Origin of the sequence: Streptococcus agalactiae (assembly GCF_949788565.1) — a bacterium.
Taxonomy (GTDB): Bacteria; Bacillota; Bacilli; order Lactobacillales; family Streptococcaceae; genus Streptococcus; species Streptococcus agalactiae.
Genome location: NZ_OX460931.1, coordinates 247,501 through 260,046 on the forward strand (window position 1 = coordinate 247,501; position 12,546 = coordinate 260,046).

The 12,546-nt window shown below is 34.4% G+C and carries 13 protein-coding genes and 8 tRNA genes (1 of these 21 only partly in view); 16 read left to right on the forward strand and 5 right to left on the reverse strand.

All coding sequences use genetic code 11. The features are described from left to right. The 8 genes from QOR44_RS01465 to QOR44_RS01500 form a co-directional block, all read left to right on the forward strand. Positions 1–23: transfer RNA gene (locus tag QOR44_RS01465), tRNA-Ser, on the forward strand; it begins 67 nt to the left of the window's first position. A gap of 10 nt (positions 24–33) precedes the next feature. Then, a tRNA-Met gene (locus QOR44_RS01470) sits at positions 34–107 on the forward strand. A gap of 2 nt (positions 108–109) precedes the next feature. Then, positions 110–182, forward strand: a tRNA-Phe gene (locus tag QOR44_RS01475). Positions 183–193: 11 nt separating this feature from the next. Continuing rightward, positions 194–274: transfer RNA gene (locus QOR44_RS01480), tRNA-Tyr, on the forward strand. Between the two features lie 6 nt (positions 275–280). Next, positions 281–351, forward strand: a tRNA-Trp gene (locus tag QOR44_RS01485). A gap of 14 nt (positions 352–365) precedes the next feature. Then, a tRNA-His gene (locus QOR44_RS01490) sits at positions 366–438 on the forward strand. A 6-nt stretch (positions 439–444) separates the two neighbouring features. After that, positions 445–516 (forward strand) — tRNA-Gln (locus QOR44_RS01495). A 10-nt stretch (positions 517–526) separates the two neighbouring features. Beyond that, positions 527–610, forward strand: a tRNA-Leu gene (locus QOR44_RS01500). Positions 611–1,215: 605 nt separating this feature from the next. On the opposite strand, the gene QOR44_RS01505 is transcribed toward QOR44_RS01500, so the two are convergent. The 5 genes from QOR44_RS01505 to QOR44_RS01525 form a co-directional block, all read right to left on the reverse strand. Next, positions 1,216–1,824 (reverse strand): TetR/AcrR family transcriptional regulator, encoded by a 609-nt coding sequence (locus QOR44_RS01505; protein WP_000794361.1) that lies wholly within the window; start codon positions 1,822–1,824, stop codon positions 1,216–1,218. A 23-nt stretch (positions 1,825–1,847) separates the two neighbouring features. Continuing rightward, on the reverse strand, positions 1,848–2,945 hold the full coding sequence (locus tag QOR44_RS01510) for an ABC transporter permease (protein ID WP_001219926.1): 1,098 nt from the start codon (positions 2,943–2,945) through the stop codon (positions 1,848–1,850). A gap of 2 nt (positions 2,946–2,947) precedes the next feature. Beyond that, positions 2,948–3,664: an ABC transporter ATP-binding protein gene (locus tag QOR44_RS01515; protein WP_000755579.1), complete on the reverse strand. Its 717-nt coding sequence runs from the start codon at positions 3,662–3,664 to the stop codon at positions 2,948–2,950. 263 nt (positions 3,665–3,927) lie between these two features. Continuing rightward, positions 3,928–4,611, reverse strand: coding sequence for a DUF1129 domain-containing protein (locus QOR44_RS01520; RefSeq protein WP_000359382.1), 684 nt, complete (start codon positions 4,609–4,611; stop codon positions 3,928–3,930). Positions 4,612–4,631: 20 nt separating this feature from the next. Continuing rightward, positions 4,632–4,943 carry a PadR family transcriptional regulator gene (locus QOR44_RS01525; protein WP_000613124.1) on the reverse strand — a complete coding sequence of 104 codons (312 nt, stop codon included), beginning with the start codon at positions 4,941–4,943 and terminating at the stop codon, positions 4,632–4,634. Positions 4,944–5,134: 191 nt separating this feature from the next. Here QOR44_RS01525 and QOR44_RS01530 point away from each other — a divergent pair, with 191 nt between their 5' ends. The 8 genes from QOR44_RS01530 to QOR44_RS01565 all read left to right on the forward strand — a co-directional run bounded on the left by QOR44_RS01530 (position 5,135) and on the right by QOR44_RS01565 (position 12,461). Further along, a complete protein-coding gene (locus QOR44_RS01530) occupies positions 5,135–5,842 on the forward strand; it encodes a hypothetical protein (protein WP_000687001.1) in 708 nt (235 codons plus the stop codon). 277 nt (positions 5,843–6,119) lie between these two features. Beyond that, complete coding sequence (nagA, locus tag QOR44_RS01535) at positions 6,120–7,268, forward strand: N-acetylglucosamine-6-phosphate deacetylase (protein WP_000170470.1); 1,149 nt, start codon at positions 6,120–6,122, stop codon at positions 7,266–7,268. A gap of 118 nt (positions 7,269–7,386) precedes the next feature. Next, positions 7,387–7,929, forward strand: coding sequence for an isoprenylcysteine carboxyl methyltransferase family protein (locus QOR44_RS01540; RefSeq protein ID WP_000022337.1), 543 nt, complete (start codon positions 7,387–7,389; stop codon positions 7,927–7,929). 312 nt (positions 7,930–8,241) lie between these two features. Beyond that, the gene (gene glyQ, locus QOR44_RS01545) at positions 8,242–9,156 is read left to right on the forward strand and encodes a glycine--tRNA ligase subunit alpha (RefSeq protein WP_000038755.1); all 915 of its coding nucleotides are present in this window, start codon (positions 8,242–8,244) and stop codon (positions 9,154–9,156) included. Then, positions 9,156–9,797 carry an FMN-dependent NADH-azoreductase gene (locus tag QOR44_RS01550; protein WP_001094117.1) on the forward strand — a complete coding sequence of 214 codons (642 nt, stop codon included), beginning with the start codon at positions 9,156–9,158 and terminating at the stop codon, positions 9,795–9,797. The genes glyQ and QOR44_RS01550 overlap by 1 nt, the downstream gene beginning before the upstream one ends. A 3-nt stretch (positions 9,798–9,800) precedes the next feature. After that, positions 9,801–11,840: a glycine--tRNA ligase subunit beta gene (glyS, locus tag QOR44_RS01555; protein ID WP_000159101.1), complete on the forward strand. Its 2,040-nt coding sequence runs from the start codon at positions 9,801–9,803 to the stop codon at positions 11,838–11,840. Between the two features lie 11 nt (positions 11,841–11,851). Continuing rightward, the gene (locus QOR44_RS01560; RefSeq protein WP_000371297.1) at positions 11,852–12,109 is read left to right on the forward strand and encodes a DUF896 family protein; all 258 of its coding nucleotides are present in this window, start codon (positions 11,852–11,854) and stop codon (positions 12,107–12,109) included. Positions 12,110–12,197: 88 nt separating this feature from the next. Continuing rightward, the gene (locus QOR44_RS01565; RefSeq protein ID WP_000571501.1) at positions 12,198–12,461 is read left to right on the forward strand and encodes a DUF1294 domain-containing protein; all 264 of its coding nucleotides are present in this window, start codon (positions 12,198–12,200) and stop codon (positions 12,459–12,461) included. Positions 12,462–12,546 lie beyond the last annotated feature (85 nt).

Consider the following 12,546-nt stretch of genomic DNA (forward strand, 5'->3'; position numbering starts at 1 on the left):
GGGTTCGAATCCCACATCCTCCTTTAAAGATATCGCGGGATGGAGCAGCTAGGTAGCTCGTCGGGCTCATAACCCGAAGGTCGTAGGTTCAAATCCTGCTCCCGCAATAGGCTCGGTAGCTCAGTTGGTAGAGCAATGGATTGAAGCTCCATGTGTCGGCGGTTCGATTCCGTCTCGCGCCATTTATACCTTAGGAGAGATAGCGAAGAGGCTAAACGCGGCGGACTGTAAATCCGCTCCTTCGGGTTCGGGGGTTCGAATCCCTCTCTCTCCATAGTAAACGGGCATAGTTTAAAGGTAGAACTAAGGTCTCCAAAACCTTCAGTGTGGGTTCGATTCCTACTGCCCGTGTTTTTTCTAATATGGCGGGTGTGGTGAAGTGGTTAACACATCAGATTGTGGCTCTGACATTCGTGGGTTCGATTCCCATCACTCGCCTTTTCATGGGGTATAGCCAAGCGGTAAGGCAAGGGACTTTGACTCCCTCATGCGTTGGTTCGAATCCAGCTACCCCAGTTTTAAGATAGCCGGCGTGGCGGAATTGGCAGACGCGCTGGACTCAAAATCCAGTGTCCTCACGGACGTGCCGGTTCGACCCCGGCCGCCGGTATACTTATAAAGACAAGGTTTCTAAACCTTGTCTTTTTTCTACTAGATAATTTATTGTGAAAAGTTACTTGTAATATATATTTATTTTTTTCATTGTAGAAGAATTTATATAATAATAAATATTAATTATTAATTTAATTAGGGCATTTAAAATATACAAATGATTTTCTGTTTACATGTTAAGACTAAAACTATAAGAATACGTGAAAATTTTGTTATACTAAAATTAATTTTATAATGTTGGTGAATAATAGTTAATTTCATTATATACTTGATATATAAAATTTATATTCTAAGAAAAGAGAACATGATGAGAAAATATATAAAATGGTTAATTCCCATATCAATTTTTGGGATGATACTTGGAGGCTGTCAAATGAATAGTGAACATAAAAGTCAGTCAAACGAAGTAAAAAATAGCAAGCAATCAGAAGTGAAGAAAGGTAAAAATATGATAAAAAAGAACAGTTAGCCTACCTAAAGAACATGAACAAGAAATAATGGTGAATTATTTAAATGTATCTTTTGATAGAGTAGAGTATACGATGGTATTTTTAATGAGATGTAGAGTAGATTGAATGCTTTCTTTAAATTTAGAAGTATTATCTAGCTCAGTAATTTTAATATTTGTTTTTCTATTTGTTTTAGTTCTTCCTCTAGATTTTCAGGCTTTATATTAAGGATATATAATTGAATAAAGAAAGTAATGAACTGTCCGATTACTGCTCGAAGTATTTCCATTTTATTCAACGAATTTCCTTCACTTAAACAGTTGAAAATTTTAGTAATGTTTGGATCAGTTGAATTTATTAGCTTAGTAAAAATAGTTGATGTTTCACTATTGATTAATAATTCTTGCATCAATATTTTAATGAGATCATTATTTTTTTCAATAAATTTAAAACGGTCCTGTACAAAGAAATGAATTAGTTCCTCTTTAGTAGAAAATGTAGATAATTCTGTAAAGAAGGGGCGTCCAATAGTTTGTACGATTAACTCGAGAATAAAGACCAAAAGCTTGTCTTTAGTTTCAAAATATTTATATATAGTTGCTTGGCTAACTTCTGCATTTTTAGCTAGTTGAGCAGTGGAAGTTCCATGGAAGCCTTGTGAAGCAAAGAGCTCTATAGCGGATAAAATAACTTTTTGTTTTCCTTTTGGCATCTCTTGGTCATTAATATACTGTTCAATAGAAAAAATAATATTATTTTTCATACTTAGTTCCTTTTCAAATGGTATTATACTTTACGGTATCGTTTTAGTCCAAAGATATTTGCGATGGTTAAAATAATTAAAAATAGAAGAAGTACCAGAAGATTTGAAGAAACGTTAGGTAATCCTTGACCGTACATAATTATTTTTGTAAGTGCATCACCAGAGTAGGAGAGCGGTAGAATTTTACCGACTGTCTGAGCCCAACTTGCCATATTTTCTAGAGGGATTATTCCTGAAAAGAATAATTGAGGCATTATAATTAAGGGAATAAATTGCATCATTTGAAATTCTGATTTTGCTAGAGTAGACATTAAGATTCCTAATGATAAGGCAACCAGAGCCAAAATAAAATTGACAATGATGACACTAAAAATACTACCTACAACTTGAATATCTAGTAGCCAAATAGTTGATAAAACGATAACTATCGTTTGAATAATTGCTAGAATGCCGTATGATAACATATATCCAAATACAATATCACTACGTTTAACAGGAGTTGCAAGGAGTCGATCAAGTGTACCAGAAGTACGCTCTTTTAATAAAGCCATTCCAGAAATTAAAAAAACAAAGAAGAAGACCATAAATCCCATTAGTATTGGTATCATTTTTGCAAAAAAGCCTGTATTTTTATTTCCGTAATTATATTTTTCTTTGATATATTTGGAGCGAGTTTGTAAGGATTGTGCTAGTTTCGGATTCTTATTAGCTAAAATTTTAACTTGCGAAATCAGTTCCTTACTGTTCATTGTATTAACAGCGGTTTTAAAAGCTTGTCTTGTTAAAGTCGTCTTTGAAGAATCTGTATTCGCATAGAAGACAGTATAAGATTTATTGTCCTCCGAAATAAGAGCATCAATTTTATTTGATTTGAGTGCTTTTTTAGCAGATGAGTTAAATTTAAATGATCTCACTTGAATATGCTTAATATTATCTAAATTTGAAACGACCTTCGTGTTAACGTTAATAGTTCCAATCTTAACTTTTGTATTACTATTCGCAGAAAACATAACATTCATCAAAAACATAATTAAAATAGGTGCTAAAAACATCATAGCAAGTGTTCTTTTATCACGAAACAGTTCTTTTATAACCTTTTCAGTTATTGCAATAATTCTCATGATTATTCTCCTTCAGCTTTTAAGAAAACTTCCTCAATAGTACTCACATTAAATTGTTTTTTTAAATGTAATGGAGTATCAAAGGCAATAATGTTTCCACGTAATAGTAGTGCAACCTTACTTGTTAATTCTGCTTCATCCATAACGTGGGTTGTAATAAAGATAGAACGTCCTTCATCCTTAATATTAATTAGCTCTTGCCAGATTTTTCTCCTCAAGGATGGATCAATTCCAACGGTAGGTTCATCTAGGATTAAAACTGTGGGGTTTCCAAGTAGGGCGATGGCTAGAGAAAGCCGTCTTTTCATACCTCCTGAGTAACCTGAGACAAATTTATCAAGTTGGTTTTCTAGATCTACTACTTTAGAAATATGAGTTATCTGCTGTTTTAATTCAGTTTTTTGAATACCTTTCATTTTTCCAAAGAATAATAAATTTTCTAAGCCAGTTAAAGACTCGTATAAGGCATCAGATTGAGCCATATAGCCAATTTGATTTAAAATATTACGATCTGGCATTTGAGTATCAAGAACAAGAGCTGTTCCCTTATCTGCTTTTTCCATGCCAAGCATAGTTTTAATCAAGGTAGATTTCCCTGCTCCAGAGGGTCCTATTAATCCAATTATTTCGCCTTTAAACACCTCCAAATTAATATTATTTAAAACGGTTTCTGAGGCATATGCTTTTTGTAGTTTTTTTAAATCGATGACTTTTTTCATGATAACTTTTTGCTCCTCTCTCAGTGAGTGAGTGTTTACTCACTTATTTGATATCATATATTATAGTGTGTAAAGACAGGCTTGTCAATAAAAGAATTGACAGGAAGTTAATATACCATAATAGTCAATAAAATGGCTTATTTGAGATAACTAATTTTTTATCTTAAAAATCAGTTGCATGGAGAGCATTCGTGAAAATGGGCACAGAATAAAACGACTAAGAATATCCTTGTCGTTTTATTTTTTATATAGTTATACCTCTTTTAAAATTCAATATAATAATGTTTATTCAGGTATTTTTTAACAATGATATGAAGAGAGAAGCTAAGTCCCAGTATAATTAAATAAATCCAAAGGGGGATATTAATGAAAGGAAGATGATAATATTTTCCTATAAGGATATAAGCTATGATAAGCGAAAGAATTAGAAACATATATCGAAAGAAATATTTCTTTTCTTTCGATTTATCGAAGTTATATGTAGCATATATTATGGTATCAGCTATCTTGACAGCAATAATACTGATAAAGATTGCAAAAAGAACATCTAATAGAGTAATAGGGATTAGATCTGGTACTGACTGTTGAAGTGCTTCAGTAATGAGATATCCTCCTAAAAAGATAATCATTTGGATAGTTAGTAGTAAAATGGCTAAATCCCAACGTTGTAATGTTTCTTCTTTCTTAGAGATTTTAGGTGTAGATTTAATAACTTGGTTTATAAAGTCATGCCTATCTTCTCCAAATACACTAACTAAACTTGCTTGTCGCTCTTGTGCTTCTAATAACATATTGACAATATCATTTCGAATGAGCTCCTGATGGTAGGGGCTAATGCTAGCACCTCGCAAATAGACAATCATATCTGTATAGGTTTGGTTATTAGAGTTATCAATTCTTCCTTCTAATAGCGTATTTTCTTTTTGTAATTTTTTCAGTTTATCCATGCTAGTTTCCTCTCCAATTTTTAGAGTAGTTTGTTTAATGCTTTACTAAGTGACTCCCAATTCTGTTTAAATTGGGCTAATTGCTCCACGCCTTCATTGGTTAACGTATAATATTTACGCTTAGGTCCTTGAGGGGAAGGCTTTTGTTGTCCTTTTATATATTTATTGCTTTGTAGCCTTAAGATAATGGGGTAGATTGTCCCTTCGGAAATTTCTCCAAAACCATAAGAATTTAATTTTTTTGAGATTTCATAAGCATAAGTCTCCTCTTGCTGTATGATTTTTAGGATAGCTCCTTCAAGTAATCCTTTTAGCATTTGCGATGGAATCATATTATATCCTTGTCTATATTGTAATACAAGTTACTGGTATAGCTACATTGTAATACAAAGTAGTTGAGATGTCAAATATAACTAAGTTACCGGTAGAAAATAAGAGTGATAGACGATGATTCTTCTAAAATAGGTTTGTTTATGTCCTTTAGTTTATGTTATAATAATGTGAAGAAACTTTAGGAGTGAGTATGAAAATAGATAAAAAAGAACTTTTAGCACTTATTGCTAGTATTATTTTATTAATTTTTGCTTCTGTTACGTTTTTCTTATTTAAAGATCATGGCACTACTCAAATGGATACTGTAGAAAGCAGTGTTAACCATGTCAGTGATTCTCAATTAACTGAGGCACAAGATATGTTAGATAAATTTGAGAAGAAACCTTCAGAAAAATTATTGAAGGATGTCGAACTTGCTTTAAATAAATTGTCCAATTCTTCTAAAAAAGAAGCTTTGCAAAAACGTTTTAAGAAAGCAAAAGATAAGTATCTTAAAGACGAAGCAGATAAGAAAGCTACCAAAGATGCTACAGATTTAGTAGAAATTCTAGAACAAGCCCCTTCAGAAGAAAATGTGTTAAAAGCTGAAGCAGCAGTCAATAAGTTAACTGTCAAAGAATCTAAAGAAGCTTTACAAAAACGTATTGATACTGTTAAGACACAATATGGTTTGATTGGGAATCAAACTCCCTCTAGTTCAGTAGCTGAAACTACAGAACAAGGGACAGCTAATCCTGCTAGTCAGGATACTTCTAGTTACGTTAATCAGAATGTAGCACCAACTTATGAGCAACCGCAAGCGAATAATACACCAGTTACTCCAGGGGTTAACAATACTGTTCCGACTCCAGGAACTGGTACTGTACCTGCTACTAATGGGACAGGTGTTGCTCAGTAAAATCCTGAAAGTCTAGTTTTACTAGACTTTTTTGCTATGCTTTTTAATTAGCCATTCTCATCAAAAACTATAAGAGAATTAGCAATTGATAGTTTTGAAGAAGGAAAAGAATTATGAGCAACAGCAATTAAAACCTTAAAAATACAACCAAGTGAAGTGGTTTATAACAAGTGTACAGTTCTTTCTTAGAATAAACCATGACTTGTCAAAAAATAGGTATATACCATTTACAAAAATACCTTAAAGCGTTATAATGAGAGTGAATGGGGGGAAGAAGATGACGAAGTACATCAAGGCTGACCGATTCTTTTATGCTGATCATGTAAAGGAAAACGGTTATTTAGAAATAAAAGATAATCACTTTGGTAAATGGATAGAAAATATTTCTGGACAAGAGGAGATTTTAGATTATTCAGGTTACCAAATAGCACCTGGTTTAGTTGATACACATATTCATGGTTTTGCTGGCGCTGATGTTATGGATTGTGATTCAGAAGGAATTTTGCGAATGAGTGCTGGCTTACTATCTACTGGAGTCACATCTTTCTTGCCGACAACCCTAACTTCAGATACAAAGCGACTAGAAGAGGCGTCTAAATCAGTTGCGGCAGTAGCGGGCAAAGAACAAGGAGCAAAAATTCAAGGCATCTATTTTGAGGGACCATATTTTACTGAGGAATATAAAGGAGCTCAAAATCCGATTTATATGAGAAATCCAAACTTGGAAGAGTTTGCTCAATGGCAGAAGGCTGCAAAAGGCTTGATTACAAAAATTGCTTTGGCACCAGAACGTGAGGGAGTTGAGGAATTTGTCTCAGCAATCACAAAGCAAGGTGTTACGGTAGCTTTAGGTCATTCTAATGGGACATATAAAGAAGCTAAAAAGGCAGTGAAGGCGGGTGCCTCAGTTTGGGTACATGCGTATAATGGTATGCGTGGTTTGACACACCGAGAACCAGGTATGGTTGGTGCGGTTTATAATTTACCTAATACCTATGCCGAACTCATTTGCGATGGTCATCACGTTGATCCTGTTGCTTGTGACATTTTAATGACACAAAAAGGCCATAATCATGTGGCATTAATAACAGATTGTATGGCAGCTGGAGGTGCCCCTGATGGAGATTATATGTTAGGGGAATTGCCCGTGGTTGTGTCTAATGGAACTGCGCGTTTGAAAGATGGAGGTAATTTAGCTGGTTCTATTCTTAAGCTCAAAGATGGATTAAAAAATGTTGTAGAATGGGGAATTGCTACTCCGGAAGAGGCAGTGCGTATGGCGAGTTATGTTCCGGCAGTGTCTGTAGGCATTGATAATGTCTGTGGACAGATAAAAGAAGGTTATGCAGCGGATTTTATTGTATTAGATAAACATCTAGATTTAGTTGCAACATACCTTGATGGGGAAAAACGTTGGCAATCTTGAAAGAACTAGTTTTTACTAGTTCTTTTTAATTTATTAATTTTTAATGAAATATAGTTTGACAATAAAACTATTTTTTCTTATAATGTTGTAATATAATACAAAACAATAGGAGTTTACAATGTCAATTATTATTGGGTTAATGGCCGCTATGTTTATTATTCGTTTAGCTTATTTAAAGCTATCTATAGCTAATGAAAAGGCCTTAAGAAAAAATGGTGCTAAAGAATATGGTGTAGGTGTTTCAAAAGCAATCACAGTTCTTCATATTATCATTTATTTTTCATCTGTAACTGAGGCTATTCTAACAAAAGCAAGTTTTAATTTTGTTAGCGTAATCGGGCTTAGCTTGATGATTTTTTCTGTGTTTATGTTACATACAGTAACACGTTTACTTGGTCGTATTTGGACAGTGAAATTAATGGTAGATAAAAATCATCAATTTGTAGATCACTGGTTATTTAGGGTTGTTAAGCATCCTAACTATTTCTTAAATATTGCTCCTGAACTTTTAGGTGTAACTTTATTGTGTCATGCTAAATACACAGCATTATTTGTCTTGCCAATTTATGCTTTTGTTATTTATTTAAGAATTCGTGAAGAAAACTTATTATTAAAAACGATCATTATTCCAAATGGAATCAAAAAGTCTAGGGTATCTTAAGAATAAGATAAATAGTAGACATAAAAGTCATTTTTTGTTATACTGTCTCAGTAAGAAGAGGTGTTCATCAGCTGTTTTTTTAGCGAGCTCAAGGTAGTGAAAGTTGGGTAGAATAGGATGAATATTGGCACTTTTTAGTGAGTAAAAGTACAATCAAAAATGAAGTAATAAATTAGGGTGGAACCGCGTCTTTGACGCCCCTGTGCTGTTGGGCATAGGTGGTGTAGGACGTGGTTTTTATCATTTGTCCGTTTTAAGTCAATTGTTGTCACCTTCCCAACAGCTGTAATAAAGTGTGAAAGAAGGAAAATGATGTCTAAGAAATTAACTTTTCAAGAAATTATTCTAACTTTACAACAGTTTTGGAATGACCAAGGCTGTATGTTAATGCAAGCTTATGATAATGAGAAAGGAGCAGGGACAATGAGCCCTTATACTTTCTTACGTGCTATAGGCCCTGAGCCTTGGAATGCTGCATACGTTGAACCATCACGTCGTCCAGCTGACGGCCGCTATGGCGAAAATCCAAACCGTCTTTACCAACATCATCAATTTCAAGTGGTAATGAAGCCTTCGCCGTCAAATATTCAAGAACTTTATTTGAAGTCTTTGGAATTACTAGGTATCAATCCACTTGAGCATGATATCCGTTTTGTTGAAGATAACTGGGAAAATCCATCTACAGGTTCAGCTGGATTAGGTTGGGAAGTTTGGCTTGATGGAATGGAAATAACACAATTTACTTATTTCCAACAAGTAGGTGGACTTCAAACAGGTCCTGTAACTTCTGAAGTTACTTATGGACTAGAGCGTTTAGCCTCTTATATTCAAGAGGTAGATTCTGTTTATGATATTGAGTGGGCACCAGGTGTTAAATATGGTGAAATCTTTACTCAGCCAGAGTATGAGCATTCAAAATATTCATTTGAGATATCAGACCAAGTAATGTTACTTGAAAACTTTGAGAAATTTGAAAGAGAAGCAAAACGTGCTTTAGAAGAAGGACTTGTTCATCCAGCTTATGACTACGTCCTTAAATGTTCACACACCTTTAATTTATTAGATGCACGTGGAGCAGTATCTGTTACTGAGCGTGCAGGCTATATTGCACGTATCCGGAATTTAGCACGTGTTGTTGCTAAAACCTTTGTTGCCGAACGTAAAAAACTTGGTTTCCCACTTTTGGATGAGGAAACTCGTATCAAATTACTTGCTGAGGAAGACTAATGAACACACTCATTGTTAATAGTCATCCTGATTTTTCGAATCCGTACTCATTTACAACTATTCTACAAGAAAAGTTTATTGAACTTTATAATGAGCATTTTCCTAACCATCAGTTATCTATTTTAAATTTATATGATTGTGTTTTGCCAGAAATTACGAAAGAAGTACTACTTTCGATTTGGTCTAAACAAAGAAAGGGTTTGGAATTAACAGCCGATGAGATTGTTCAAGCTAAAATCTCTAAAGATTTACTTGAACAGTTTAAGTCACATCACCGTATTGTCTTTGTTTCTCCAATGCACAATTACAATGTGACTGCTAGAGCAAAAACTTATATTGATAATATTTTTATTGCAGGTGAGACTTTCAAGTACACTGAAAATGGTTCAGTCGGATTAATGACAGATGACTATCGTCTGCTTATGTTAGAATCTGCGGGTTCTATTTATTCTAAAGGACAGTATAGTCCATATGAATTTCCTGTTCATTATTTAAAAGCTATCTTTAAAGATTTTATGGCTTTTGATGATTTCTGTGTTGTTCGTGCAGAAGGTACCGATATTTTAGATAGGCAAGTTGTTCTTGATAAGATGAATCAGGATTTAAGAGAAGCATTTGAAGCGTTTTACAGTAAGGAGTAGGAAATGACTAAAGATTTATTATTGGAGCTTGGCCTTGAAGAGTTGCCAGCTTATGTTGTGACACCGAGTGAGAAGCAATTGGGCCAAAAAATGGTCAAGTTTTTAGAGGATCATCGTTTATCATTTGAAACTGTTCAAACTTTTTCAACTCCACGTCGTTTGGCTGTTCGTGTGAAAGGATTGGCAGACCAGCAGACAGATTTAACAGAAGATTTCAAGGGTCCTTCTAAGAAAATTGCTTTGGATGCAGAAGGGAATTTTTCTAAAGCAGCCCAAGGTTTTGTTCGCGGAAAAGGTTTAAGTGTTGATGATATCGAATTTCGTGAAGTTAAGGGAGAAGAATATGTTTATGTCACTAAGCATGAAACTGGAAAAAGTGCGATTGATGTTTTAGCGAGTGTGACAGAGGTATTAACAGAATTGACTTTCCCAGTGAACATGCATTGGGCAAATAATAGTTTTGAATATATTCGTCCAGTTCACACTTTAGTGGTATTATTAGATGATCAAGCCTTAGAGCTAGACTTCCTTGATATTCATTCAGGGCGTATTAGTCGAGGACACCGTTTCTTGGGTTCTGACACTGAAATTTCATCTGCCAGTTCGTATGAAGATGACTTGCGACAACAATTTGTTATTGCTGATGCAAAAGAACGCCAGCAAATGATTGTTAATCAAATTCATGCTATCGAAGAAAAGAAAAATATTTCAGTTGAAATTGACGAAGATTTACTAAATGAAGTGCTTAATTTAGTTGAGTATCCGACAGCATTCTTGGGTTCTTTTGACGAGAAATACCTTGATGTACCTGAAGAAGTTTTAGTCACTTCAATGAAAAATCATCAACGCTATTTTGTTGTTCGCGACAGGGATGGAAAATTGTTACCAAACTTTATTTCTGTGCGTAATGGAAATGCTGAGCATATCGAAAATGTTATAAAAGGTAATGAAAAAGTTTTAGTGGCTCGTCTTGAAGATGGTGAATTCTTCTGGCAAGAAGATCAGAAACTTAATATTGCAGATTTAGTTGAGAAATTAAAACAAGTAACTTTCCATGAAAAAATTGGTTCACTTTATGAACATATGGATCGTGTAAAAGTTATTTCACAATATTTGGCTGAGAAGGCAGATCTTTCTGATGAAGAAAAATTAGCTGTGCTTCGAGCTGCAAGTATTTATAAATTTGACCTCTTAACTGGAATGGTTGATGAGTTTGATGAATTACAAGGTATTATGGGTGAGAAATATGCCTTACTTGCAGGGGAACAGCCCGCAGTAGCAGCAGCGATACGTGAACATTATATGCCGACATCTGCAGATGGAGAGCTTCCAGAAACCAGAGTTGGTGCAATTCTAGCTTTAGCTGATAAATTTGACACCTTACTTTCATTCTTCTCAGTTGGTTTGATTCCAAGTGGTTCAAATGATCCATATGCTCTTCGTCGAGCTACTCAGGGGATTGTCCGTATTTTGGAAGCTTTTGGTTGGGATATCCCACTTGATGAATTAGTAACTAACCTTTATGGTCTATCGTTTGCTAGTTTGGATTATGCTAATCAAAAAGAGGTCATGGCCTTTATTTCAGCTCGTATTGAAAAGATGATTGGCTCTAAGGTCCCTAAAGATATTCGAGAAGCCGTTTTAGAATCAGACACTTATATTGTTAGCCTTATTCTAGAAGCTAGTCAAGCATTGGTGCAAAAGAGCAAGGATGCTCAATATAAAGTTTCCGTTGAAAGTTTGTCACGTGCATTTAATTTAGCTGAAAAAGTTACTCATTCTGTATTGGTGGACTCTTCATTGTTTGAAAATAATCAAGAGAAGGCGCTATATCAAGCTATTTTGTCACTTGAACTGACTGAGGATATGCATGACAACTTAGATAAGCTTTTCGCACTTAGTCCAATTATTAATGATTTCTTTGATAATACAATGGTAATGACAGATGATGAAAAAATGAAACAAAATCGTCTGGCTTTACTCAATAGCCTTGTTGCAAAGGCAAGAACAGTCGCTGCTTTTAACTTATTAAACACAAAATAAGGAGGCATTTTATGGATCCTAAAAAAATTGCTCGTATTAACGAGCTTTCAAAAAAGAAAAAAACAGTTGGATTGACCGGAGAAGAGAAGGTTGAACAAGCAAAGCTCCGTGAAGAGTATATTGAAGGTTTCCGCCGATCAGTCCGTCACCACGTTGAAGGAATTAAATTAGTGGATGATGAGGGCAATGATGTTACCCCGGAAAAACTTCGTCAAGTCCAGAGAGAAAAAGGACTACATGGTCGTAGTTTGGATGATCCAAATTCTTAATGGTGAGACAATTTTAGATTAAAGTCAACACTTGGGTGGGGCAAAAGATAATCTTTGTCTCGCCTTTTTTATTAGGAAGGAAAAAATAATGATTGAATTACTATTAGCATTACTGTTATGGAATATTTTAGTATTTGCAACCTATGCTATTGATAAAAGGCGTGCAATTAGAGGGGCATGGCGTATTAGTGAGAAAACATTGATGATAGAGAGTTTATTATTAGGGGGATTTGGTGCATTCCTAGGTGGAGAAGTTTTTCGTCATAAAACGACTAAATGGTATTTCAGACTAGTTTGGTATATCGGAATGATTATTGATTTAGCTATTATTTGGCTAATTTGGTGTTATTGATGATATCTTATCAAAAATTTTAGGAGCATATTAAATTTTTGATAGTGCAGGATAGACTGATTTAGGTATAATAGAATTACAAAAA